Raw genomic sequence first — 22,699 nt, forward strand, 5'->3', positions numbered from 1 at the left:
AATGATATAGTTATTGCGTTTTTTTCGCTCAGGCGAATCTTTTTTCTTTTCTGCCACCACAGCAAAAACATGAAACGATTAAATAACAAAACTATTCTCCTCCTATTTATTCTATGGTCCTTACTGGTTAACTTCGCCTTCGGCTATGCTGTTCGTCCCGGCTATGCGATTGCACTGGCTCTGATACCTATTGTCATGGCCAAATTTTCGCCGGTTGCCGCCAATATAACCGTGGCCGTAGTAACCGTCATTGCCGCCGTTTATCTGCCTGTCGCCGTCAAATATGGTCCACCGTCGCTAAATACCGTAGCAGCCGCGCGCTATACCAGCCTGTCAGAAAGCGCTGAATTTTTAGGCATGCTGCCTGCTGGCAGCATTATGTTGTCATTCGTGCTATTCCTGATGGCTATCCTTTGTATGTTCATTGCAAAACAGGCAAAACACATCAAAAGCCGGCTCGCCACTATTTATATCGCTTTGACGGTAGCCGTTATCTCCTTCAATCCGGCCCACTCGTATATCAAATATGGCGATGTTAGTCAGGCAGATATCAAGTTTTCACCTTATCGTTTTGTTTATGATATCTACCGACCCTATAAGATTATCACCCAGCAGGAAAAGATTAGCGCCTCGCTGCTGGCGACGCCCGACACCTGGCAACCGACAACCCAGACTTCTCTTTATGACACCTTTATTTTAGTGATCGGAGAAAGCGTCCGGCAGGATTACATGAATGCATACGGTTTTAGTTTGAATAACACACCGTTTATGAGCCAGGCCAATGGCATTCTCTTCGATCATTATCATTCGGCCAGTTTTGCTACCGTTCCTTCGCTCGTCGCCTCCTTCTACTTGGCGCAGGATGGCCATGTAGAATACAACAATAGCTTTATTCGCCTGGCGAAAAAGGCCGGATACAAAACCTTCTGGCTATCAAACCAGGGACGTTTCGGTCTCTATGACGGCCCCGTGGCTGACGTCGGCAAACAGGCTGACGTCAGTCATTTTGTCAAAAAAGGCGACTCCAACGATCACAATTACTATCCGGACAGCGCCTTACTTCCCACTATTCAGGATGCGCTATCCGACCAGGCACCAAAGAAACTGATCGTCATTCACCTGATTGGTTCCCATCCGGAATCCTGTGCAAGAACGGACGGACACTATGATGAATTTTACATCAGCCAGGATATCTCCTGTTATGTACAGAGCATCAAAAATACCGACACGATGCTCCACGAGATACAAAAGATGGCGGATCGCGGAAAGAACCGCTGGTCTATGCTCTATTTCGCCGATCATGGCCTCGGGCAATTTAATAATGGCGAAGACGATGCCTATATGGAGCACAGCGATTTGTACAAGCAGTCATTCAATGTGCCACTTTTCATTACCAGTTATGATGCAAGCGAACAGCGCCATGTAGCGGAAGAACGCAGCGGCCTGGACTTCCTGAGCCTGTTTTCCGACTGGCTCGGCATTCATGATGAAAAGATCGCCAGCCAATGTCGGCCATTAGCCGATCGGCCATGCATTAAGCAGGTGAACGTGCTGAACAAAGATTTTTCTTTAGTTGCTCTGGATAGCCTGGATGATGATGATCTCTTATAAAGAAAGGCGTCACATCAGGACATACAGCGTCCCTCTCCGCTTAGCCGCTATCGTGCTTTCGTGATAAAGCGTGTTTATATGTTGATATTATAATTCAGCGTTATTAATCAATATTGGCGCCGGTTCATCATGCCGACAGCCGGCGCCAGAAGATCACCTACCCCTGCCAGGGAATCGGCAGCCTGCCGTACTTGCCCAGCTTGAATGTGGCACTGCCTGTCGCGATCAACTCGCCCTCAGCGGTTTGCAGCAGGCCTTCGGTAAATACGATAGAACCTGTCTTGCGCACAATTTTCCCTATACCTTTGATCTTTCCAGGCTGCGCCGGACTGATAAAGCTGGTTTTTGATTCAATTGTTACCGCCAACAGCGGCGTCGGCAGTGTAATATATACCGCCGGCCCCATCGCATCATCCAGCATGGCTGACAGAATGCCGCCCTGAATGCAGCCCAGCGGATTGGTCAACAACTGTTCGGCATCGTACTCGACCTGAACCTTCATCGCATCATCGTCATAGTGGACGAACTTCCACCCCAACATCTTTGAGACCTGCGACAGGATAACCTCGCCTCTGGCCACCCGTAAAAAATAGGGATCATTCTGCATGGCAACCACCTCCAGTTATGAAAGAGTATGCTAAAAATCCATAAACACTTCTTCACTTTCATACTTAAGATAGCTGAACAAAAAACAATCACCAGTACTCTGCCCTACTGAGTACATTACGGTCTCACGCAGACTCATATCCAGCAGACATTCTTCGAGTTACTTACATTCCTACACATATGCTTTCCACGGTAGGACTAGCAATGAATCTTGACATTATGAAATACAAAATAGTGTGTTTTATATCCGCTTCAAGCTAGAAACATATTAATCCAAGCACACCGACGAGTGCCGCCACTCTCATCGGCATGTTACGTTACAGAAGAGAGTGCAAATACACGGATGCCCCAAGGCAAAACAGGGTGGCGATAAACTCATTACAATACAGACGCCTTACCCCACTACACCTGCATCCCCATAATATCCTGATACGCCGCCACCAGCTTATTACGCACCTGGATACCCAGCTGCAGCGACACCGATGACTTTTGCAGATCGACCATCACATCATTCAGGCTGATACCCGGCACGCCCAGTTCAAAATCCTGCGCCTGTTTGCGCGCCGCCTGCTGGTTATCACTGATTTTGCCGATCGCCGCCTTCAGCTCCGCGGCAAAGCTGGCGCCCTGTGTCGGCTGAGCGGCGTTTGCACCGCCGGCCTGCAGCGCCGTGGCCTGTAACTGCTGCAGTACGCCCTCAATCCCCTGAATCGCCATTCTGCTCCCCTGTGCTGGTTGTCGCCGTCGGGTCTGTGTACACCCGATACAATTTTGATGACGCACACCCTAGCACAGGCCCCCGTCACTAAAGCGGTTAATTAACCGCAAAAAACGCGGCTTATCGGGCCATCAAAATCCGCCCCCGGGGCAAATAATGGCATGCCCAAAATGGGGGCAGTTTTAACCCGTCAAGTTATGTGCATCATGGAGTCTGTTTTGTCACCACACAACGCTAAGCATTTTGTTCAGCCAGGTAAGGGGCCAGCATGAGCGCCTCAATAGCCCACGGTGAAAACCGTGAAAACGGCCTTCAGGCCCAGTGGAACCGCCTGCGCGCCAATCCCAAAATCCCGTTGCTGATTGCGGCCTCCGCCGCGATAGCCATCGTGGTGGCGCTGTTGTTATGGGTGAAAAGTCCGGATTACCGCGTGTTGTACAGCAACCTGAACGACCGCGACGGCGGTGCGATTGTCACGCAACTGACGCAGATGAACATCCCCTACCGCTTCGCCGACAACGGCTCGGCGCTGATGGTCCCCGCCGAAAACGTCCATGAAACCCGCCTGCGCCTGGCGCAGCAAGGGCTGCCAAAAGGCGGTGCCGTCGGCTTTGAACTGCTCGATCAGGAAAAATTCGGCATCAGCCAGTTCAGCGAACAGATCAACTATCAGCGGGCGCTGGAGGGCGAGCTGTCGCGCACCATCGAATCGCTGGGGCCGGTGCAGAATGCGCGGGTGCATCTGGCGCTGCCCAAGCCGTCGCTGTTTGTGCGCGAGCAGAAGTCCCCTTCCGCCTCGGTCACCCTGACGCTGCAGCCGGGACGCGCGCTGGATGACGGCCAGATCAACGCCATTGTCTATATGGTCGCCAGCAGCGTGGCCGGGCTGCCGCCGGGCAACGTCACGGTGGTCGATCAGGCCGGCCGCCTGCTGACGCAGTCCGACGGCAACGGGCGCGATCTTAACGCCGCCCAGTTGAAATACGCCGCCGAAGTGGAAGGCCGCTACCAGCGCCGCATCGAGGCGATTCTGGCGCCGATCGTCGGCAGCGCCAACGTCCGGGCGCAGGTGACCGCACAGATCGATTTCGCCACCCGCGAGCAGACCGACGAGCAGTACCAGCCGAACCCGACGCCGGAAAAAGCCGCCATCCGTTCGCGCCAGCTGAGCCAGAGCGATCAGATAGGCGCTCCGCAGGTAGGCGGCGTGCCGGGCGCGCTCTCTAATCAGCCAAGCGCAGCGCCGACGGCGCCGGTTGAAACGCCGCCGGCGAATAACGCCGACGCACAGGCCAACGCCGACAAAACCGCGGCGGACAATGGCCGCAGCAAAAACGCCGTCAGCGGGCCGCAGAACAGTCGCCGCGACGAAACCACCAACTACGAAGTCGACCGTACCATCCGCCATACCCAGCACAAAGCCGGCACGGTGCAGCGCCTGTCCGTGGCCGTGGTGCTCAACACCCTCGGCACGGATAAAGACGGCAAACCGGTGATGATGAGCAAAGCGCAGCTGGCGCAGGCGGAAGCGCTGGTGCGCGAAGCCATGGGCTATTCCAGCGATCGCGGCGACAGCCTGAACGTGGTCAACTCGCCGTTCAGCGATGTGGAAACCGGCGGCGCCGAACTGCCGTTCTGGCAGTCGCAGCACTTTATCGATCAGTTGCTGAACGCCGGTCGCTATCTGCTGATTGCGCTGATTGCCTGGCTGCTGTGGCGCAAGCTGGTGCGCCCACAGTGGCAAAACCGCCAGGCGCAGCAGCAGGCCGCCGTCGCCGCAGCCGCCGCGCCGGCCCACCCTGCCGAAGGCGGCAGCAAGCCGAGCAACGAGGAACTGGTGCAGCGCAAGCGTTCACAGCAGCGCGTCAGCGCCGAAGTCCAGAGCCAGCGCATCCGCGATCTGGCGGATAAAGATCCGCGCATTATCGCCCTGGTAATCCGCCAATGGATGAGTAACGAATTATGAGTCTGACAGGTACAGAAAAAAGCGCCATCCTGCTGATGACGCTGGGAGAAGATCGCGCCGCCGAGGTGTTCAAACACCTCTCGTCCCGTGAAGTGCAACAGCTGAGCGGCACCATGGCCAGCATGCGGCAGGTGTCGCACAAACAGCTGGGAGAGATTCTGACGGAGTTTGAGGACGATGCCGAACAGTACGCCGCCCTCAGCGTCAATGCCAGCGACTATCTGCGTTCGGTATTGGTGAAAGCACTGGGCGAAGAGCGCGCCTCCAGCCTGCTGGAAGATATTCTCGAATCGCGCGAAACCACCTCCGGGATGGAAACGCTCAACTTTATGGAGCCACAGAGCGCGGCCGATCTGATCCGCGATGAACACCCGCAGATTATCGCCACCATTCTGGTGCACCTGAAGCGCGGTCAGGCGGCGGATATTCTGGCGCAGTTCGAAGAACGCCTGCGCAACGACGTGATGCTGCGTATCGCCACCTTCGGCGGCGTGCAGCCGGCGGCGCTGGCGGAGCTGACCGAAGTGCTCAACAACCTGCTCGACGGCCAGAACCTCAAACGCAGCAAAATGGGCGGGGTGCGCACCGCCGCCGAAATCATCAACCTGATGAAGACCCATCAGGAAGAAGCGGTGATCGACGCAATGCGTGACTACGACGGCGAACTGGCGCAGAAGATCATCGACGAAATGTTCCTGTTCGAGAACCTGGTGGAGGTCGACGATCGCAGTATCCAGCGCCTGCTGCAGGAGGTGGAAGGCGAATCGCTGCTGATTGCCCTGAAAGGTGCGGAACAGCCGCTGCGCGAGAAGTTCCTCAAGAATATGTCGCAGCGCGCCGCCGACATTCTGCGCGACGACCTGGCCAACCGCGGCCCGGTACGCATGTCGCAGGTGGAAAACGAACAGAAGGCCATTTTGCTGGTCGTCCGCCGCCTGGCGGAAAGCGGCGAGATGATTATCGGCGGCGGCGAGGATACCTATGTCTGACAGCAGCCTACTCGCCTGGCAGCCGTGGCGGCTTAACGATTTAGCGACGCCCGCGGCGACGGAAACCGCACCGGAAACCGATTTGCCGCCGGCCATGCCGGAGAGCGCGCCGCTGGATAAGGCGGAAAACGAACGGCAACAGTTGGAAGCCCTGCGGCTGCAGGCGCAGCAGCAGGGTCATCAACTGGGCCATGACGAAGGCCGGCAGCAGGGATACCAGGAAGGCTTTCAGCAAGGCCTGGAGGAAGGCCGTCAGCAGGGGATCGAACAGAGCGAACTGCAGCAGCAGCCGCTGACCGAGCAGTGGCGGCAGATGGTCGGTGAATTCCAGCAGACGCTGGACGCGCTGGACAGCGTGATCGCCGCGCGCCTGATGCAGCTGGCGCTCACCGCCGCCAAGCAGGTGCTCGGCCAGCCGCCGGTCTGCGACGGCACCGCCCTGCTGGCGCAGATCCAACAGCTGATTCAACAGGAACCGATGTTCAGCGGCAAACCGCAGCTGCGCGTACACCCCGACGACTACCCGCGCGTGGAACAGCAGCTCGGCGTGACGCTGAGCCTGCACGGCTGGCGGCTGCTGGCCGACGGCGAACTGCATCCCGGCGGCTGCAAGGTCAGCGCCGAGGAAGGCGATCTCGACGCCAGCCTGGCTACCCGCTGGCACGAAATCTGCCGCCTGGCGGCCCCGGGGGACGTATGACGACGCCGCGCCTCGGCCGCTGGCTCAGCGCGCTGGATACGCTGGAGCAGCGCATTCAACATGCGCCGCCGGTGCGGCGCTACGGCCGCCTGACCCGCGCCACCGGGCTGGTGCTGGAGGCCACCGGCCTGCAGATGCCGCTCGGCGCCACCTGCCTGATCGAGCGGCACTGCGCCGGCGAGATCCAGGAAGTGGAAAGCGAAGTGGTCGGCTTTAACGGCCAGCACCTGTTTCTGATGCCGCTGGAAGATGTGGAAGGCATTGTACCCGGCGCGCGGGTGTACGCCCGCCTCGCGCCGGAGGGACAAAGCGCCGGCAAACAGCTGCCGCTCGGCCCCGCCCTGCTCGGCCGGGTATTGGACGGCGGCGCCAAACCGCTCGACGGCCTGCCGGCGCCGGAAACCGGCTACCGCGCGCCGCTGGCCACCGCGCCGTTCAACCCGCTGCAGCGCACGCCGATCGAACAGGTGCTGGACGTCGGCGTACGCACCATCAACGGCCTGCTGACCGTCGGCCGCGGCCAGCGCATGGGGCTGTTCGCCGGTTCCGGCGTTGGTAAAAGCGTGCTGCTCGGCATGATGGCGCGCTATACCCAGGCCGATGTGATCGTGGTCGGGCTGATCGGCGAACGCGGCCGGGAAGTGAAAGACTTTATCGAGAATATTCTTGGTGCCGAAGGTCGCGCCCGCTCGGTGGTGATCGCCGCGCCGGCCGACGTGTCGCCGCTGCTGCGGATGCAGGGCGCCGCCTACGCCACGCGCATCGCCGAAGATTTCCGCGACCGCGGCCAGCACGTGCTGCTGATTATGGACTCCCTGACCCGCTACGCCATGGCGCAGCGGGAAATTGCGCTGGCGATCGGCGAACCACCGGCCACCAAAGGCTACCCGCCGTCGGTATTCGCCAAACTGCCGGCGCTGGTGGAGCGTGCGGGCAACGGCATCAGCGGCGGCGGCTCCATCACCGCCTTTTATACCGTCCTGACCGAAGGGGACGATCAGCAGGACCCGATCGCCGACTCGGCGCGCGCCATTCTCGACGGCCACGTGGTGCTGTCGCGTCGCCTGGCGGAATCCGGCCACTACCCGGCGATCGATATCGAAGCGTCCATCAGCCGCGCGATGACCGCGCTGATCGACCAGGATCACTACCGTCGGGTGCGCGATTTCAAACAGATGCTGGCCAGCTATCAGCGCAACCGCGATCTGATCAGCGTCGGCGCCTATGCGGCCGGCAGCGATCCGCTGCTGGACAAGGCGATGACGCTGTATCCGCAAATGGAGGCCTATCTGCAGCAGGGCATTTTCGAACGCAGCGGCTATGACGAAGCCTGTCAGCAGCTGCAACAGCTGATCGTTTAACCGACCGGGAGCACGGCACGATGAAATCACACTCGCCATTGCTGACGCTGCGCGATCTGGCGCAAAAGGCGGTGGAACAGGCCACCCAACAGTTGGGGCAGGCGCGCCAGGCGCAGCAGGCGGCGGAGCAGCAGCTCTCCATGCTGCTTAACTACCAGGATGAGTACCGGCAGAAACTCAACGCCACGCTGAACCACGGCATGGCGTCCGCCAGCTGGCAAAACTATCAGCAGTTTATCGCCACGCTGGAACAGGCCATCGGTCAGCACCGCCAGCAGCTGCGGCAGTGGAGCGAAAAAGTCGCGCAGGCCACGACGCAGTGGCAGGACAAACAGCAGCGGCTGAACGCCTTCGACACCCTGCATACGCGCGCGCTGCACGCCGAGCAGCAGCGGGAAAATAAACGCGACCAAAAATTGATGGATGAGTTTGCTCAACGTCGTTCACACAGGAACAGTAACCCATGAATCTCACCCTTTTGCCCATGATGACGCCGGCTGGCGACGCCGCAACCGATGGTCTGACGCCGGCTGCCGATAGCGATGCGCTGTCATCGGCGTTCGCACAGCTGCTGGGCGAACGCTTTCGTCCCGCCGGGCAACGCGCGGACGCACCGCAGCTGCAGACGCCGGCCGCCGATGCGCAGCCAGCGCCGAACGGCGAGGCGCTCAGCCGGCTGCTGAGCACGCCGGAGCGGCTGGCAACGCTGACGAACCTGACCGAACGCGCGCCGGCCGAGGCGGCAACCACGCCGGACGACGAGCCGGAATCGCCGCCCGTTGCGGCCCTGAAAGCGCAGGACGCGCCGGATGCCGCCACCCTGCAGGCGCTGCTGGCGATGCTGCCGCCAACCGCAGCGCCGCTGCCGGACGCGCAACGCGCCGCTGCGCCGCCGGCGGATCACCGCCCCGCCGCTAACACGCCGGCGCCGGCGAACGCCTTGATGGCCGCGCTGCATAACGATGCCGCGCCTTCTGCCGAGCGCATCGCAACGCCGGCCGCGCCGCGCCAGACGTCTGCGCCGCAAAATAGCGACGCCGCCCTGCCGCCGGCGACCAACCCCGACGCCTTCTCCGTTGAACGTCTCGCGCTGAATGGCGATGGCGCACCGGCCCCAACGCCGCAGCACGCCATAGCATCGCCGGCCTCCGGCGTGCAGTTCACGACGCCACAGCCTGCCGCTGCGCCAACCGCCCCGACGGCCCCGTTGCTGAACGCGCCGCTCGGCAGCCCGGAATGGCAACAGGCGTTAAGCCAGCAGGTACTGATGTTCCACCGCGGCGGCCAGCAGAGCGCCGAACTGCGTCTGCATCCTCAGGAACTGGGCTCGCTGCAGATTACCCTGAAGCTGGACGATCGGCAGGCGCAGCTGCATATCGCCTCGGCGCACGGCCAGGTGCGCGCCGCGGTGGAAGCCGCCATGCCGCAGCTGCGCCATGCGCTGGCGGAAAGCGGCATCAACCTGGGGCAAAGCAGCGTTGGCGGCGACCCGTCGCCGCAGCAGTCGCAGCAGCAGGCCTCACAGGAGCACGGCCGGCCGTCATCCTACCGTGAGCAGCACGGCGGCGCGGAGCTGCCCACCGAAGCATCTGCCGCGCCGCCGGCTCTGCAGGCGCTGGCGCGGGCGGTTGACGGCGTCGATATCTTCGCCTGACGCGCCGCGGCAAACGCCGAAGCTGACACGTTTTTCCCCGCCTATTCAGGCTATTGCATGCCGGGATAGACGGGATAATAACGCCATCTTTATCTCCCCCTGCCGTCAGGGGGACGCACGGACGCAGGCTCTGCGCGTGCCAATAACAGGAATTTGATTAAGTAATGTCACAAAACACCCTGCCAACGGCGCCGAAAAAGCGCCCGCTATTGGTCATCCTGTTGCTGTTAATCACCGTCGCCGCCTGCGGCGCGGCGGGCTACAGCTGGTGGCTGCTGCAACAAAAAGAGCACGGAGGCAGCCCCGCGGCGGCCAAACCGCAGCCGCCGGCGGCGCCGGTCTTTATGCCGCTCGACACCTTTACCGTCAACCTGATGACGCCGGACAACGACCCCGACCGCGTGCTGTACATCGGCCTGACGCTGCGTCTGCCGGATGAGGCGACGCGCCGCCAGATGAACGATTTTCTGCCGGAGGTGCGCAGCCGTCTGCTGATGCTGCTGTCCCGGCAGGAGGCCGCGCAGCTGGCCAACGAACAGGGGAAACAGCAGCTGGTGGCGCAGATCAAACAGGCGCTAAGCCCGCCGCTGGTTAACGGCCAACCCAAGCAGGTGGTCAGCGATGTGCTGTTCACCGCCTTTATCCTGCGGTAATCCACTATGGGCGACAGTATTCTTTCTCAGGCGGAAATTGACGCGCTACTCAACGGCGACAGCTCGGGCGATGAGCCTGCGGCGATGGTCGGCAATGAGAGCGAGGTCAAGCCTTACGATCCCAATACCCAGCGCCGGGTGGTGCGTGAGCGGCTGCAGGCGCTGGAAATCATTAACGAACGTTTTGCCCGTCAGTTCCGCATGGGGCTGTTTAACCTGCTGCGCCGCAGCCCGGACATTACCGTCGGCCCGATCAAGATCCAGCCGTATCACGAGTTCGCCCGCAACCTGCCGGTGCCGACCAACCTGAACCTGGTGCATCTGAATCCGCTGCGCGGCACCGCGCTGTTCGTGTTCGCGCCCAGCCTGGTGTTTATCGCCGTCGATAACCTGTTCGGCGGTGACGGCCGTTTCCCGACCAAGGTGGAGGGCCGCGAGTTTACCCCGACCGAACAGCGGGTGATCCGCCGCATGCTGCGGCTGGCGCTGGACGCCTACGGCGACGCCTGGAGCGCGATTTATAAGGTGGACGTGGAGTATGTGCGCGCCGAGATGCAGGTGAAATTCACCAATATCACCACCTCGCCGAACGATATCGTGGTCACCACGCCGTTCCAGGTGGAGATCGGCGCGCTGACCGGCGAATTCAACATCTGCATCCCCTTCTCGATGATTGAGCCGCTGCGCGAACTGCTGACCAACCCGCCGCTGGAAAATTCACGTCAGGAGGACAACCGCTGGCGCGAAACCCTGGCAAAGCAGGTGCAGCACTCCGAGCTGGAGCTGATCGCCAACTTTGTCGACATACCGATGCGTCTGTCGAAGGTACTGAAACTACAGCCCGGCGATGTCCTGCCGATCGACAAGCCGGAACGCCTGATCGCGCACGTCGACGGCGTGCCGGTGCTGACCAGCCAATACGGCACCCTGAACGGGCAGTATGCCCTGCGCGTTGAACATTTGATTAACCCTATTTTGCATGCTCTGAGTGAGGAACGGCCCAATGAGTGACCCGAAACAACCGTCTGGCGAAGCAAAGGAATCCGTAGACGATATGTGGGCTGACGCGTTTAACGAACAACAGGCCGCGGAGCAGCCCGGCGCCACCACCGAAGGCGTATTCAAAACGCTGGAAGCGCAGGATGCCATCGGCGGCCTGCAGGATATCGACCTGATTCTGGATATTCCGGTCAAACTGACGGTGGAGCTCGGCCGCACCAAAATGACCATCAAAGAGCTGCTGCGCCTGTCGCAGGGCTCCGTGGTGGCGCTGGACGGGCTGGCCGGCGAGCCGCTGGATATTCTGATCAACGGCTATCTGATCGCCCAGGGCGAAGTGGTGGTGGTGGCCGATAAGTTCGGCGTACGCATCACCGATATCATCACCCCGTCCGAACGTATGCGGCGCCTGAGCCGATGATCGACGCGCAGCAGACGCACGTCAGCCAGCCAGCCGAACCGGTCCTGCCGACCGGTTCGGTGCTTACTCAAGTCAGCAGCGCGCTCGGCGGCGTGCTGCTGCTGATCTTGCTGGCCGGCTGGCTGTTCCGCCGCCTGGGCTTTGCCCCGCAGAAACGCGGCGGTGCGCTGCTGAATCTGCGCGCCAGCTGCCAGGTCGGCCAGCGCGAACGCGTGGTGGTGGTGGAAGTGGACAACACCTGGCTGGTGCTGGGGGTTACCACGCAGCAGATCACGCCGCTGCACACCCTGAGCGCGCCGCCTGCCGCCCCTGATGCCGACGGCGTCACGCCGCCGGCCAACTTTCGTCAACTGATACACAACGTCCTGCAACGCCCGGAAAAATCGGCATGAATGCATCCCAACGCCCGTCCCCTGCGTCGCCGACGCGTCCCGCCCGTCCGATCCGCCGCTGCGCGCCCGCGCTGACCGCCCTGCTGCTGGTCAGCCCGGCGGCGCTGGCGCAGCTGCCGGGCCTTATCAGCCAGCCGCTCGCCGGCGGCGGCCAGAGCTGGTCGCTGCCGGTGCAGACGCTGGTGCTGCTGACCTCGCTGACCTTCCTGCCGGCGATGCTGCTGATGATGACCAGCTTTACCCGCATCATTATCGTGCTGGGCCTGCTGCGCAACGCGCTGGGCACCCCCTCCGCACCGCCGAACCAGGTGATGCTGGGGCTGACGCTGTTTCTGACCTTCTTTATCATGTCGCCGGTGTTCGACAAGGTGTATCAGGATGCCTACCTGCCGTTCAGCCAGGACAAAATCGCGCTCGACGTCGCCATGGAAAAGGGGGCGCAACCGCTGCGCGAATTTATGCTGCGTCAGACGCGGGAAACCGATCTGGCGCTGTACGCCCGGCTGGCCCATCAGCCGCCGCTGGCCGGCCCGGAGGCGGTGCCGATGCGCATCCTGCTGCCGGCCTACGTCACCAGCGAGTTAAAAACCGCCTTCCAGATCGGCTTTACGGTATTTATTCCGTTTTTGATTATCGATCTGGTGGTGGCCAGCGTGCTGATGGCGCTGGGGATGATGATGGTGCCGCCGGCCACCATCTCGCTGCCGTTCAAACTGATGCTGTTTGTGCTGGTCGACGGCTGGCAGCTGCTGCTGGGTTCACTGGCGCAGAGTTTCTATTCCTGATCCCCTTCCCCCGGCGCTCGGCCGCGAGCGCCGCCCTATGCGGAGAAAAACGCAATGACTCCTGAATCGGTAATGGCGCTGGGCGTTGAGGCGATGAAAGTGGCGCTGGCGCTGGCCGCCCCGCTGCTGCTGGCGGCGCTGGTCAGCGGGCTGGTGGTCAGCCTGCTGCAGGCGGCCACCCAGATCAACGAAATGACGCTGTCTTTTATCCCGAAAATCCTGGCGGTGGTGGCCACCATCATTATCGCCGGCCCGTGGATGCTCAACCTGCTGCTGGACTATATGCGCATGCTGTTCAGCAACCTGCCCAACATTATCGGTTAACCATGCTCAACCTCGACAGTTCGCAGTTCACCCTCTGGCTCAGCCACTATTTCTGGCCGCTGCTGCGGATTCTGGCGCTGATCGCCACCGCCCCGCTGCTGAGTGAAAAGCAGATTGGCAAAAAAGTGAAGCTGGGGCTGGGCGGGCTGATCGTGGTGCTGATTGCGCCGACGCTGCCGGCCAGCGAGACCCCGATTTTTTCCGCCGCCGGCCTGTGGCTGGCGCTGCAGCAAATCCTGATCGGCGTGGCGCTCGGCCTGACCATGCAGTTCGCCTTTGCGGCGGTGCGCACCGCCGGCGAAGTGATCGGCATGCAGATGGGCCTGTCGTTCGCCACCTTTTTCGACCCGTCCGGCGGGCCGAACATGCCGGTGCTGGCGCGCCTGCTTAATCTGCTGGCGATGCTGCTGTTCTTATCCTTCGACGGCCATTTGTGGCTGATATCGCTGCTGGCGGACAGCTTCCACACCCTGCCGATCCGCCCGCAGCCGCTGAGCGGCAACGGCTTTCTGGCGCTGGCGCAGGCCGGCTCGCTGATCTTTATCAACGGCGTGATGCTGGCGCTGCCGCTGATCTGTCTGCTGCTGACGCTGAACCTGTCGCTGGGGCTGCTTAACCGCGTCACGCCGCAGCTGTCGGTGTTCGTCATCGGCTTTCCCGTCACCATGACCATCGGCATGCTGACGCTCGGCATGATGATGCCGATGCTGGCGCCGTTCTGCGAACACCTGTTCGGCGAGGTGTTTAACCGGCTGGCGGACGTGCTCAGCGGCATGCGCAGTTAACGCATAAAAAAAGCCCGTAGCGCCAAACCTTAGTGGGAAAAAGCGCTACGGGCCAAACGACTGCGCCCGGTTTTAAGAAGTTCGCCCCGCGTCAGCACGGTTCGCTCCCCTTCGCGCAGCCAAATTGGCGTGCGCCGGCAAATGACGGCGCACGATGGTCGGTATTAACGGTTCATCTGAAACAGCGACATGCCCTGCATATCGCCGAACGTTTTATACGAAGCCTGTAATGCGGCCTGCTGCTGGAAATAAGAAGAGATAGCCTCGACGACGTCCACATCGACCAGCGCGCTCATCTGAACCTGGTTGTTGGCATCGCGGACCTTGCCGATATTATCCAGGGTCTCAATTTCCTGCATTTGCGTACCCAGCTTGGCATTGATCGTCAGCACGTTGTTGTAGGCGTTGTCCAGCCCGCGCTGCGCCTTGTCCAAATCCGCCTGCACCTGCTGACGCGTCGCGTCGTCGGCGTCCTGCAGCGGCGTATTGAGCGCCTTGAGCGCCAGGTCGATGCTGTCGAACACGTTGCTCACCGGCGCGCTGCCGTCCGGCTCCGGTTTCGGGTTGCTGGTCAGCGACATAAAAATATCATCGCCGGTATAGCCGACGGTCATGGTGCGGTTGGCGTCAACCTTCTGCTCAATCGCCCGGCTGCTGCCCTGATACACCACCTTGCCGTCGTCCTGCTGAACAAACGGCGGCTGGTCATCCTTAAAACCGCCGAACATATAGCGGCCGTTGCCGTCGGAGTTGTTGGCCTGGCCCAACAGCTGATCCTTCAGCCCCTGCAGCTGGGTCGCCAGCGAGGCGCGGTCGTTATCACTCAGCACGCCGTCGCCGGCGTTAACCAGCAGGCCTTTCATATCCTTGATGCTGCCGGCGGCGCTGGCGGTCACTTTCTCCGCCATGGTGATACTTTGCAGGGCGAACTGACGCGCCAGCGCATACTGGCTGTTTTCCGACTGCGACTGCGTCAGCATCACCGCCTGCGAAGCCGCCAGCGGATCGTCGGACGGCGTCAGCACCCGGGTGCCGCTGGACAAATGTTTGGCGGAGGTCATCCACAGCGACTGCCGGTCGGTCAGACCCTGCATGTTTTGCTGGTACATCATGCTGGTGCTCATGCGCATAGTCTGGGTTCCTTAATCAACGGATGGAGAGAAGAGCATCGAACATTGAGCTGGCGGTCTGAATCACCTGCGCGTTCGCCATGTAATACTGCTGGAAACGCAGCAGTTCGCCGTACTCCTCGTCCAGATTGACGCCGGATACCGACTGCTGTTGCTCCGTCAGCTGCTTGACAATATTGCCCTGCGCAACGCTGTTGGTTTTTGCCGTCGCGGTCTGGTTGCCGACGTTGCTGACCAGGCTGGCGTAAGCGCCGCTCAGCGTCGCCTTGCCGTCCACCAGCTTTTGCGTTTGCAGGTCGCTCAGTTTTTTAACGTTGTCGTTATCACCGCTGCCGCCGTCCTCGCTGCCGGCGGCGGCGAGTTTGCCGGCGTCGCTAATCGCCACCGTTAAATTGCCGGCCACGTCGCTGACCGGCTTGACGGTGAAGCTGTCGTTCTTGTTGGCCGTGCCGTCGATGCCGACCCGTAATCCTTCAAACTCCAGCGTCGGCTTGCCGTCGGCGTCGGTGCCGGCGGTGGCATTCACTTTGACGTTGTCCGACAGGCGCGTCACCTGCCAATTGCTGCCGTCAAACTCGACGCGGTAATCGCTGGCCTGCACTTTGCCGGTGTCGGTATAGCTCACGCTCAGTTCGGCGTTGCCGCCGTTGCGGCTGTTTTCCACCACCCGGCCGCCGCTGAAGCTGAAGAAGTCGCCGCCCGGCTCGCCGTTAATATCAAAACCGGCGCGGTGCTGCTGGTTAAAGCTGTCGGCCATCGCCAACACCAATTGCCCCAACTGGTTGCGCGCACCGTCCAGCGCCTCGCTGCGGAACTTCAGCACGCCGCTGACGCTGCCGCCGGTAATCTGCCCGGTCGGGATTTCGCTGGCGCCGTTGCCGCGGTTATAGCCAAGCGTCAGCCGCGCCGGGTCGTCGCTGGAGGGCACCGCTTCCACCTGATAGGTATTGCTGCCCTGCACCAGCGTCAGGCCGTTGGCGAAAGAGACGGTGTAGGCGTCGCCGTCCTGCTGCGTCACCTGCACATTGACGATTTGGTTCAGTTCGGTCACCAGCTGGTCGCGCTGATCGAGCAGAGCGTTGGGTTCGCTGCCGCTGCTGCCGCGCAGGCGGGTGATCTCATCATTCAGCTTGGCAATTTGCTGGCTGTAGTTATTAATCTGTACCGCGCTTTCACTCAGCTGCTGATTAACGCCGGCGTCCAGGTCACGCAGGTATTTATCGGCGTTGCCGATCTGGTTCACCAGGCCGTTGGCCTTGCCCAGCACGGCGTTGCGCGATGCGTCATCGCCGGCGTTGTTGACCACGTTCTGCAGGCTTTTGAAAAAGTCCTGCATATTGGTCGACACGTTATTGGTTTTGTCCGCCAGCAGGTTATCGATCTGCGAAATTTTTTCGTAATAGGCGTTGTGCGCGCCGGCCTGGCTCTGCGCGCCGCGCAGCTGATTGGTGATGAACTGGTTATATTCGCGGTTTACGCTGGTGACCGTGACGCCGTTGCCGATAAAGCCGGCCATGGTGCCCATGCCGCCGTTCTGCGCCAGAATGGCAGTCTGGCGGTTATAGCCGGCCACGTTGTAGTTGGAGATATTATTACTGACGGTGCTCAGCGCCACCTGCGCCGCATTCAGGCCGCTCATCGCGGTATTGATTAAGCTATTGGACATAGAGATTCCTTATGCTGCGGCGCCGGAGGCCCACAGGGTGTCATCGGGTTGCTGAACGATGCCGTCCAGCCTGTCTGGGTTATCGGCCCGGCGGCGAAAAACTTGAGGAAAAACTCACGCCGTCGCGGCGCGCGGCAAGATAGGTGACAGGGTTGGCACACTGCCGCTTATCGCCCATAGTCAGGCGAACTTACCGGCAAACGTGACACAAATAACGACACGTTGCCGGGCGTCATGCTCAGAACAGATCCTGCAAATCGTGGCTGTAGGCCTTCGCCACCTGCTCGCCGGCGCTTTTCATCTGCGTAATTACGCTGACCAGTTTGCGGGCATAGTGCGGGTCGGTGGCGTAGCCCGCCTGCTGCAACGCGTGCGCCGCCTGCTCCGGCGTGCGGGCAGCGGCGACGCCGGCGTAGCGCGGGTTGCCGGTCAGCAGTTTGACGTAGTCGGCAATCGCCTCCACGTAGGAGCCGTACACGCGGAAGCGCGCCTTGATTTTCTTCGCCGCTCCCTGCTCGTATTCGGTGGTGGCGATCTCGGTCACCGGGCCGTTCCAGCCGCCGCCCGCCTTGATGCCGAACAGGTTATGGCTTGGCGAACCGTCGGCGGTCGGGATTTCACGCTGCCCCCAGCCGGACTCCAGCGCCGCCTGCGCCACGATCAGCAGGTGAGGAATACCGCTCTGCTGGCTGGCCAGACGCGCCGGCGCCGACAGCCGGGCGACAAAGTTGCCGTTGTTCAGCGGCGCAGGGCCGCCCGGCACCGACGGCAGCGCGCGCCGCACCATCTGCTCCAACGCCTGACGCGGCAGCGCCTGCAGCCGCTCGCCGTCCAGCGCCATCGGTACCGTACCGGCCGTTTCACTCGGCGGCGTGCCGGCGCTGCCGAGCTGGCGCACCATCATATCCGCCAGCCCCAGCCCCTTCTGCGACATCTGCTGGGCGATCTGCTGATCGTACAGCGAGGTGTACAGCCGGGTCTGGTCGCTGCTCAGCATGCCGTCTTTCGGCAGCGCGGCGCGCATGCTTTTCAGCATCATCTGCACAAACATGCCTTCCACCTGGCGGGCCACCTGCTTCAGGTTGCCCCGCGGGTCGGCGGCCGCGGCGCTTTTCAGCCCGTTCAGCGCCTGGGCGTCGTAGGCCGCGCCGGCCAGGCTGGTGACGTCTCTGCTCATCAGATAATTTCCAGTTTGGCGCGCAGGCAGCCGGCGCTCTGCATCGCCTGTAGGATGGACATCAGGTCGATCGGCGTCGCCCCCAGCGCGTTCAGCGCGCGCACCACGTTATTCAGATTGGCGCTGGCGTTGACCTTCTGCAGCGAACCGCCCTGCTGCTGCAGCGAAATCTGGGTATTCGGCGTCACCACCGTCTGCCCGCCGCCAAACGGCGTATCCGGCTGGCTGACGCTGTTTTGCCGGTCGACCACCACCGACAGATTGCCTTGCGCCACCGCGCAGGAATCCAGCACCACATCGCGGTTCATCACCACCGAGCCGGTGCGCGAGTTGATGATCACCTTGGCGTCGATCGCGCCGACGCGCACGCTGATATTCTGAATCTCCGCCAGAAAACGCACCTGGGAACTGTTGCCCGGCGGCACCAGCACCTTGATGGTGCGCGCATCCAGCGGCGTCGCGGTGCCGTAGCCGCGCTGGCGGTTAATCGCATCGCTGATCTGCTGCGCCAGGGTAAAGTCTTCATCGTTCAGCTGCAGATTGAGTTCGCCGCCCTGGCCGAAGGTGGTCGGCAGCTCGCGCTCGATGGTGGCGCCGTTGCTGATACGCCCGCCGGCCAGCTGGTTGACCTGCACGCTGCTGCCGCCGGCCGCCGCGCCGGCACCGCCGACCAGCACGTTGCCCTGCGCCAGCGCGTAGACCTGGTTATCCACCCCTTTCAGCGGCGTCATCAGCAGGGTGCCGCCGCGCAGGCTTTTGGCGTTGCCCATCGAGGAGACCACCACGTCGATATTTTGCCCGACGCGGGAAAACGGCGGCAGCCTGGCCGTCACCATCACCGCCGCCACGTTTTTCAGCTGCATGTTGGTGCCCGGCGGCACGGTGATGCCCAACTGCGACAGCATATTGCTCAGGCTCTGGGTGGTGAACGGCGTCTGCATGGTCTGGTCGCCGGAGCCGTCCAGCCCCACCACCAGCCCGTAGCCGATCAGCGCATTGTCGCGCACGCCCTGCACCGTCACCAGATCGCGGATCCGCTCCGCCGCCGCCGGCAGACTGAGGCTCGCCAGCAGCGCGGCCATCACTAATTTCTTCAGCATCGCGATTCCTTAATACGGGGAGAGGTTGAGGAAGAAGCGTTGCAGCCAGCCCATGCTCTGCGCTTCGTTGATATAGCCGTTGCCGACGTACTCAATGCGGGCGTCCGCCACCTGAGTCGAGGTCACGGAGTTATTGCCGCTGATGGTGCGCGGGTTCACCACGCCGGAGAAGCGGATAAACTCGGTGCCCTGATTGATGGCGATCTGTTTTTCTCCCACTACGTGCAGGTTGCCGTTGGCCAGCAGCTGGTTGACGGTGACGGTAATGGTGCCGTTAAAGGTGTTGTTGGCGTTCGCCCCGCCTTTACCGCCGAAGCTGCTGTCGCCGGACATCTCCATATCGGCGCGCGCATTGCCGAACAGCCCGCTGAGGTAGCGCGGCGCGGTGGCAACGCCGAATTTGCTGGCGCCGTTGCGGCTGGCGTTGGCTGACGAGCTCTTGCTGGCGCTGACGTTTTCCTGCAGCACGATGGTCAGGGTATCGCCGATATTGCGCGGCCGCCGGTCCTCAAACAGCGGTTGGTAGCCGTAGTTCATCGGCTGCACCGTCTGAAAAATCGAGCCGTTCGCCACCGGCGCGGTCGCCGGCGCCGGCTGCGCGCTGGTGGCCCCGTCGACCAGCGGTTTGTGCGGCATGTAGGCACAGCCGCTGAGCGCCAGCAGCGCCGTAACGGCCAGCGCGTATTTGCCCTGCGATGGCCGGCGCAGCGTCAAAAGAGTGGTTAGCACAACAAATATCGCCTTTGTTTACAAAAGTTAAGCGGGCGCAGCGGGCTGCGCCCTGATGCGTCTGCGTCGGTTACAGCTGCGTCAGTTTCTGCAGCATCTGATCGGAGGTAGAGACCGCCTTGCTGTTGATTTCATACGCGCGCTGCACCTGGATCATGTTCACCAGCTCTTCCGCCACGTTGACGTTGGAGGTTTCCACATAGCCCTGATACAGCAGTCCGGCGCCGTTCAGCCCCGGCGTGCTCTCATTCGGCGCGCCGGAGCTTTCGGTTTCCTGATACAGGTTTTCCCCAACGCTCTCCAGACCGCTGTCGTTGATAAAGGTGGTCAGCGTCAGCTGGCCGACCTGCTGGGCCGCCGTCTGCCCCTGCTGGGTCACGCTGACGATGCCGTCGCGCCCCACGGTAATGCTCAGGGCGTTGGCGGGAATGGTGATCGCCGGCTGCACCTGAAAACCGCTGGCGGTCACCAGCTGGCCGTTCTGGTCAATCTGGAACGAGCCGTCGCGGGTATAGGCCTGACTGCCGTCCGGCAGCATCACCTGAAAATAGCCCTGCCCCTTGATCGCCACGTCTTTACTGTTGTTGGTCTGCGACAGGTTGCCCTGGCTGTGCAGCCGCTCGGTGGCCACCGGCCGCACGCCGGTGCCGATCTGCAGCCCCGACGGCAGCGTGGTCTGCTCGGAGGACTGCGCCCCCGGCTGGCGCATGGTCTGGTACAGCAGATCTTCAAACACCGCGCGCTGGCGCTTGAAGCCGTTGGTGCTGACGTTCGCCAGGTTGTTGGCGATCACGTCCATATTGGTCTGCTGCGCGTCCAGACCGGTTTTGGCAATCCATAATGATGGGATCATGTTGTTTTCCTTAGCTCACTGACAGCAGCGAGTTGGCGCGTTGTGCATTCTCATCCACGCTGTGGATGACCTTCATCTGCATTTCGAAACGGCGGGCGTTGGCGATCATATCAACCATGGTTTCCGTCGGATTGACGTTACTGCCCTCCAGCACGCCGGGCATCACCCGCACCAGCGGGTCGTTTTCCAACTGGTTACCACGCTGCTGCCGGCTTGCCGGCGTCAGATGGAACAGGCCGTCATCGCCGCGCGCCACCTCGGCGGCCTCCGCCTTAACCAGCTTCAGCCGGCCAATCTGCGCAATGGTATTGGGCGGGTCGCCCGGATTAAGCGCCGAGATGGTGCCGTCGGCGGCAATGGTGATCTCGGACTGCGGCGGCACCTCGATCGGCCCGCCGTCGCCCAGCAGCGGCCGCCCCTGCACCGTCAGCTGCCCCTCGGCGGAAATCTGGATATTGCCGTTGCGGGTGTAGGCCTCGCCGCCGCCGGCCAGCTGCACCGCCAGAAAACCATCCTGCTGCAGCGCCACGTCCAGCGGCCGCGCGGTGTAGTTGAGCGCCCCCTGACGCATATCGGCGCCCGGCGTCGAGGCGGCGACCAGCGTGCGCGTCGGCAGGCTCGGCCCGTCGACCGGCACCGCGCGCAGTGCCGCCAGCTGGGCGCGGAAACCCGGCGTCGAAGCGTTGGCCAGGTTGTTGGCGGTGATCGCCTGCTGGTCCAGCGTCTGGCGCGCCGCGCCCATCGCGGTATAAATCGCGTGATCCATAACTCGCTTCCTTTAACCGCGCCGTCAGCGCAGGCTGACCAGCGTCTGCAGGATAGAGTCCTGCGTCTTGATGGTCTGCGCGTTCGACTGGTAGTTGCGCTGCGCGACGATCATATTGACCAGTTCCTGACTCAGATCGACGTTGGAGGACTCCAGCGCACCGCTGGTCAGCTTGCCGAAGCCGCCGCCGCCCGCCACGCCGACGCGCGCCTGGCCGGACGCGCCGGTTTCCTGCCACACGTTGTCGCCCTGCGACGCCAGCCCTTCCGGGTTGGAGAAGTTAGCCAGCACGATCTGCCCCAGCACCTGCTTTTGCTGGTTGGAATACAGGCCGACCACCGTGCCGTCCTGTTCAATCTGGAAGTTGGTGTATTCGCCGGCGCTGTAACCGTCCTGCGATACTTTGCTCACCGAATCTCTGCCGACGTTCTGCTGCATGCTGCCGGCAAAACTGAGGGTGAAGTCCTGCGCCGGCGCGCCGTCTTTGGCCGACATCGGGATCGTCAGGCTGAACGCCGTGGCGCTCGGGTTGCCGGCGGCGTCCAGGGTTTCCGTCAGGGTGCCGCTGGTGTTGAAGTTCAGGCTGCCGGCCTTGGCGGCCGGTGCGCCGTCAACGCTGCCGTCCTGGGTGTAGACGTCCCATTTGTTGTCGGCGGTTTTAACGAAATAGGCGTTAATGTTGTGCGCGTTGCCCAGCGAATCGTAGGTGGTGATGGTGTTGACGTAGTTGTAGGAATCCGCCTTGGTCGGATCGAAGGTCGCGTTCTCCGGCACCTTGTGGGTGGACTTCAGGTTGGTCACCATCGCGCCGGAGGTGGACGCCTTGGCGTTCATCATTCCTTCAGGGATGCTCAGCGGCTGCGGATCCGCCCCCTGCTGGATGGTCGGCGGCGTACCGGCTGCCGGGTAGCCGGTCAGCTTCAGGCCCTGCATATTCACCAGGTTGCGGTTTTCATCCAGTTTGAACTGGCCGTTGCGGGTATAGAAAATACCGCCGTCGCTGTCCTGCATGCGGAAGAAGCCGCTTTCGGTAATGGCGATATCCAGCGCGCGGTTGGTGCTGGTCGGCGTGCCGCCGTTAAAGTTTTGCGTGATGCCCGCCACTTTGACCCCCAGCCCGACCTGCGAGCCGGCGAACATATCGGCAAAGGATACGCTGCCGGATTTAAACCCGGCGGTGGCGGAGTTGGCGATATTGTTGCCGATCACGTCGAGGTTGGTCGCCGCCGCATTAAGGCCGCTGACTGCCTGAGAAAAAGCCATGTGTAGTCTCCAAAAAACAAAATAGGTACGTTAAAACTGCCGTCGCTGAAT

24 protein-coding genes are annotated in these 22,699 nt (G+C 61.7%); 14 read left to right on the forward strand and 10 right to left on the reverse strand.

Annotation, left to right across the window (positions count from 1 at the left end; genetic code table 11):
• Window positions 1–69: 69 nt before the first annotated feature.
• Entirely contained in the window at window positions 70–1,611 is a 1,542-nt protein-coding gene (locus D781_RS13030; RefSeq protein WP_015672804.1) for a phosphoethanolamine transferase, read from the forward strand.
• 157 nt (window positions 1,612–1,768) lie between these two features.
• Here the strand turns inward: D781_RS13030 and D781_RS13035 are convergent, their stop codons facing one another.
• Window positions 1,769–2,218, reverse strand: coding sequence for a PaaI family thioesterase (locus D781_RS13035; RefSeq protein WP_015672805.1), 450 nt, complete (start codon window positions 2,216–2,218; stop codon window positions 1,769–1,771).
• A gap of 401 nt (window positions 2,219–2,619) precedes the next feature.
• Window positions 2,620–2,934, reverse strand: a complete 315-nt coding sequence (gene fliE, locus D781_RS13040; RefSeq protein ID WP_015672806.1) for a flagellar hook-basal body complex protein FliE — start codon at window positions 2,932–2,934, stop codon at window positions 2,620–2,622.
• A gap of 269 nt (window positions 2,935–3,203) precedes the next feature.
• Between fliE and fliF the strand changes: the two genes are divergently transcribed.
• The 13 genes from fliF (at window position 3,204) to fliR (ending at window position 13,964) form a co-directional block, all read left to right on the forward strand.
• On the forward strand, window positions 3,204–4,901 hold the full coding sequence (fliF, locus tag D781_RS13045) for a flagellar basal-body MS-ring/collar protein FliF (RefSeq protein ID WP_015672807.1): 1,698 nt from the start codon (window positions 3,204–3,206) through the stop codon (window positions 4,899–4,901).
• On the forward strand, window positions 4,898–5,890 hold the full coding sequence (fliG, locus tag D781_RS13050) for a flagellar motor switch protein FliG (protein WP_015672808.1): 993 nt from the start codon (window positions 4,898–4,900) through the stop codon (window positions 5,888–5,890). Before fliF ends, fliG begins: the two co-directional genes overlap by 4 nt.
• Window positions 5,883–6,590 carry a flagellar assembly protein FliH gene (gene fliH, locus D781_RS13055; protein ID WP_015672809.1) on the forward strand — a complete coding sequence of 236 codons (708 nt, stop codon included), beginning with the start codon at window positions 5,883–5,885 and terminating at the stop codon, window positions 6,588–6,590. Before fliG ends, fliH begins: the two co-directional genes overlap by 8 nt.
• Complete coding sequence (gene fliI / locus D781_RS13060) at window positions 6,587–7,951, forward strand: flagellar protein export ATPase FliI (protein WP_015672810.1); 1,365 nt, start codon at window positions 6,587–6,589, stop codon at window positions 7,949–7,951. The genes fliH and fliI overlap by 4 nt, the downstream gene beginning before the upstream one ends.
• Window positions 7,952–7,971: 20 nt before the next feature.
• Window positions 7,972–8,418 (forward strand): flagellar export protein FliJ, encoded by a 447-nt coding sequence (fliJ, locus tag D781_RS13065; protein WP_015672811.1) that lies wholly within the window; start codon window positions 7,972–7,974, stop codon window positions 8,416–8,418.
• On the forward strand, window positions 8,415–9,605 hold the full coding sequence (locus D781_RS13070; RefSeq protein WP_015672812.1) for a flagellar hook-length control protein FliK: 1,191 nt from the start codon (window positions 8,415–8,417) through the stop codon (window positions 9,603–9,605). Before fliJ ends, D781_RS13070 begins: the two co-directional genes overlap by 4 nt.
• 164 nt (window positions 9,606–9,769) lie before the next feature.
• The gene (gene fliL, locus D781_RS13075; protein WP_015672813.1) at window positions 9,770–10,258 is read left to right on the forward strand and encodes a flagellar basal body-associated protein FliL; all 489 of its coding nucleotides are present in this window, start codon (window positions 9,770–9,772) and stop codon (window positions 10,256–10,258) included.
• 6 nt (window positions 10,259–10,264) lie between these two features.
• Window positions 10,265–11,269 (forward strand): flagellar motor switch protein FliM, encoded by a 1,005-nt coding sequence (fliM, locus tag D781_RS13080; RefSeq protein WP_015672814.1) that lies wholly within the window; start codon window positions 10,265–10,267, stop codon window positions 11,267–11,269.
• On the forward strand, window positions 11,262–11,678 hold the full coding sequence (gene fliN, locus D781_RS13085; protein WP_015672815.1) for a flagellar motor switch protein FliN: 417 nt from the start codon (window positions 11,262–11,264) through the stop codon (window positions 11,676–11,678). The genes fliM and fliN overlap by 8 nt, the downstream gene beginning before the upstream one ends.
• Window positions 11,675–12,070, forward strand: coding sequence for a flagellar biosynthetic protein FliO (gene fliO, locus D781_RS13090; protein WP_015672816.1), 396 nt, complete (start codon window positions 11,675–11,677; stop codon window positions 12,068–12,070). The genes fliN and fliO overlap by 4 nt, the downstream gene beginning before the upstream one ends.
• On the forward strand, window positions 12,067–12,855 hold the full coding sequence (gene fliP, locus D781_RS13095) for a flagellar type III secretion system pore protein FliP (protein ID WP_015672817.1): 789 nt from the start codon (window positions 12,067–12,069) through the stop codon (window positions 12,853–12,855). The genes fliO and fliP overlap by 4 nt, the downstream gene beginning before the upstream one ends.
• 54 nt (window positions 12,856–12,909) lie before the next feature.
• On the forward strand, window positions 12,910–13,179 hold the full coding sequence (fliQ, locus tag D781_RS13100) for a flagellar biosynthesis protein FliQ (protein ID WP_015672818.1): 270 nt from the start codon (window positions 12,910–12,912) through the stop codon (window positions 13,177–13,179).
• A gap of 2 nt (window positions 13,180–13,181) precedes the next feature.
• Window positions 13,182–13,964: a flagellar biosynthetic protein FliR gene (gene fliR / locus D781_RS13105; protein ID WP_015672819.1), complete on the forward strand. Its 783-nt coding sequence runs from the start codon at window positions 13,182–13,184 to the stop codon at window positions 13,962–13,964.
• A 164-nt stretch (window positions 13,965–14,128) separates the two neighbouring features.
• On the opposite strand, the gene flgL is transcribed toward fliR, so the two are convergent.
• The 8 genes from flgL to flgE all read right to left on the reverse strand — a co-directional run bounded on the left by flgL (window position 14,129) and on the right by flgE (window position 22,648).
• Window positions 14,129–15,094 (reverse strand): flagellar hook-associated protein FlgL, encoded by a 966-nt coding sequence (gene flgL, locus D781_RS13110; protein ID WP_015672820.1) that lies wholly within the window; start codon window positions 15,092–15,094, stop codon window positions 14,129–14,131.
• A 16-nt stretch (window positions 15,095–15,110) separates the two neighbouring features.
• Window positions 15,111–16,760: a flagellar hook-associated protein FlgK gene (flgK, locus tag D781_RS13115; protein WP_015672821.1), complete on the reverse strand. Its 1,650-nt coding sequence runs from the start codon at window positions 16,758–16,760 to the stop codon at window positions 15,111–15,113.
• Window positions 16,761–16,998: 238 nt separating this feature from the next.
• Window positions 16,999–17,937, reverse strand: coding sequence for a flagellar assembly peptidoglycan hydrolase FlgJ (gene flgJ / locus D781_RS13120; RefSeq protein WP_015672822.1), 939 nt, complete (start codon window positions 17,935–17,937; stop codon window positions 16,999–17,001).
• Complete coding sequence (locus D781_RS13125) at window positions 17,937–19,037, reverse strand: flagellar basal body P-ring protein FlgI (RefSeq protein ID WP_015672823.1); 1,101 nt, start codon at window positions 19,035–19,037, stop codon at window positions 17,937–17,939. Before D781_RS13125 ends, flgJ begins: the two co-directional genes overlap by 1 nt.
• A 9-nt stretch (window positions 19,038–19,046) precedes the next feature.
• Window positions 19,047–19,745, reverse strand: coding sequence for a flagellar basal body L-ring protein FlgH (flgH, locus tag D781_RS13130; protein WP_199557164.1), 699 nt, complete (start codon window positions 19,743–19,745; stop codon window positions 19,047–19,049).
• Between the two features lie 91 nt (window positions 19,746–19,836).
• The gene (flgG, locus tag D781_RS13135; protein WP_004961475.1) at window positions 19,837–20,619 is read right to left on the reverse strand and encodes a flagellar basal-body rod protein FlgG; all 783 of its coding nucleotides are present in this window, start codon (window positions 20,617–20,619) and stop codon (window positions 19,837–19,839) included.
• Window positions 20,620–20,629: 10 nt separating this feature from the next.
• A complete protein-coding gene (locus D781_RS13140) occupies window positions 20,630–21,385 on the reverse strand; it encodes a flagellar basal body rod protein FlgF (RefSeq protein WP_015672825.1) in 756 nt (251 codons plus the stop codon).
• A gap of 24 nt (window positions 21,386–21,409) precedes the next feature.
• Window positions 21,410–22,648, reverse strand: coding sequence for a flagellar hook protein FlgE (gene flgE, locus D781_RS13145; protein WP_015672826.1), 1,239 nt, complete (start codon window positions 22,646–22,648; stop codon window positions 21,410–21,412).
• Window positions 22,649–22,699: the final 51 nt, after the last annotated feature.

Source organism: Serratia sp. FGI94, from assembly GCF_000330865.1.
Classification (GTDB): domain Bacteria; phylum Pseudomonadota; class Gammaproteobacteria; order Enterobacterales; family Enterobacteriaceae; genus Serratia_B; species Serratia_B rubidaea.

Coding starts and splice junctions, on each gene's coding strand:
- D781_RS13030 (WP_015672804.1), top strand. CDS start 70: ATGAAACGATTAAATAACAAAACTATTCTCCTCCTATTTATTCTATGG.
- D781_RS13035 (WP_015672805.1), bottom strand. CDS start 2,218: ATGCAGAATGATCCCTATTTTTTACGGGTGGCCAGAGGCGAGGTTATC.
- fliE (WP_015672806.1), bottom strand. CDS start 2,934: ATGGCGATTCAGGGGATTGAGGGCGTACTGCAGCAGTTACAGGCCACG.
- fliF (WP_015672807.1), top strand. CDS start 3,204: ATGAGCGCCTCAATAGCCCACGGTGAAAACCGTGAAAACGGCCTTCAG.
- fliG (WP_015672808.1), top strand. CDS start 4,898: ATGAGTCTGACAGGTACAGAAAAAAGCGCCATCCTGCTGATGACGCTG.
- fliH (WP_015672809.1), top strand. CDS start 5,883: ATGTCTGACAGCAGCCTACTCGCCTGGCAGCCGTGGCGGCTTAACGAT.
- fliI (WP_015672810.1), top strand. CDS start 6,587: ATGACGACGCCGCGCCTCGGCCGCTGGCTCAGCGCGCTGGATACGCTG.
- fliJ (WP_015672811.1), top strand. CDS start 7,972: ATGAAATCACACTCGCCATTGCTGACGCTGCGCGATCTGGCGCAAAAG.
- D781_RS13070 (WP_015672812.1), top strand. CDS start 8,415: ATGAATCTCACCCTTTTGCCCATGATGACGCCGGCTGGCGACGCCGCA.
- fliL (WP_015672813.1), top strand. CDS start 9,770: ATGTCACAAAACACCCTGCCAACGGCGCCGAAAAAGCGCCCGCTATTG.
- fliM (WP_015672814.1), top strand. CDS start 10,265: ATGGGCGACAGTATTCTTTCTCAGGCGGAAATTGACGCGCTACTCAAC.
- fliN (WP_015672815.1), top strand. CDS start 11,262: ATGAGTGACCCGAAACAACCGTCTGGCGAAGCAAAGGAATCCGTAGAC.
- fliO (WP_015672816.1), top strand. CDS start 11,675: ATGATCGACGCGCAGCAGACGCACGTCAGCCAGCCAGCCGAACCGGTC.
- fliP (WP_015672817.1), top strand. CDS start 12,067: ATGAATGCATCCCAACGCCCGTCCCCTGCGTCGCCGACGCGTCCCGCC.
- fliQ (WP_015672818.1), top strand. CDS start 12,910: ATGACTCCTGAATCGGTAATGGCGCTGGGCGTTGAGGCGATGAAAGTG.
- fliR (WP_015672819.1), top strand. CDS start 13,182: ATGCTCAACCTCGACAGTTCGCAGTTCACCCTCTGGCTCAGCCACTAT.
- flgL (WP_015672820.1), bottom strand. CDS start 15,094: ATGCGCATGAGCACCAGCATGATGTACCAGCAAAACATGCAGGGTCTG.
- flgK (WP_015672821.1), bottom strand. CDS start 16,760: ATGTCCAATAGCTTAATCAATACCGCGATGAGCGGCCTGAATGCGGCG.
- flgJ (WP_015672822.1), bottom strand. CDS start 17,937: ATGAGCAGAGACGTCACCAGCCTGGCCGGCGCGGCCTACGACGCCCAG.
- D781_RS13125 (WP_015672823.1), bottom strand. CDS start 19,037: ATGCTGAAGAAATTAGTGATGGCCGCGCTGCTGGCGAGCCTCAGTCTG.
- flgG (WP_004961475.1), bottom strand. CDS start 20,619: ATGATCCCATCATTATGGATTGCCAAAACCGGTCTGGACGCGCAGCAG.
- D781_RS13140 (WP_015672825.1), bottom strand. CDS start 21,385: ATGGATCACGCGATTTATACCGCGATGGGCGCGGCGCGCCAGACGCTG.
- flgE (WP_015672826.1), bottom strand. CDS start 22,648: ATGGCTTTTTCTCAGGCAGTCAGCGGCCTTAATGCGGCGGCGACCAAC.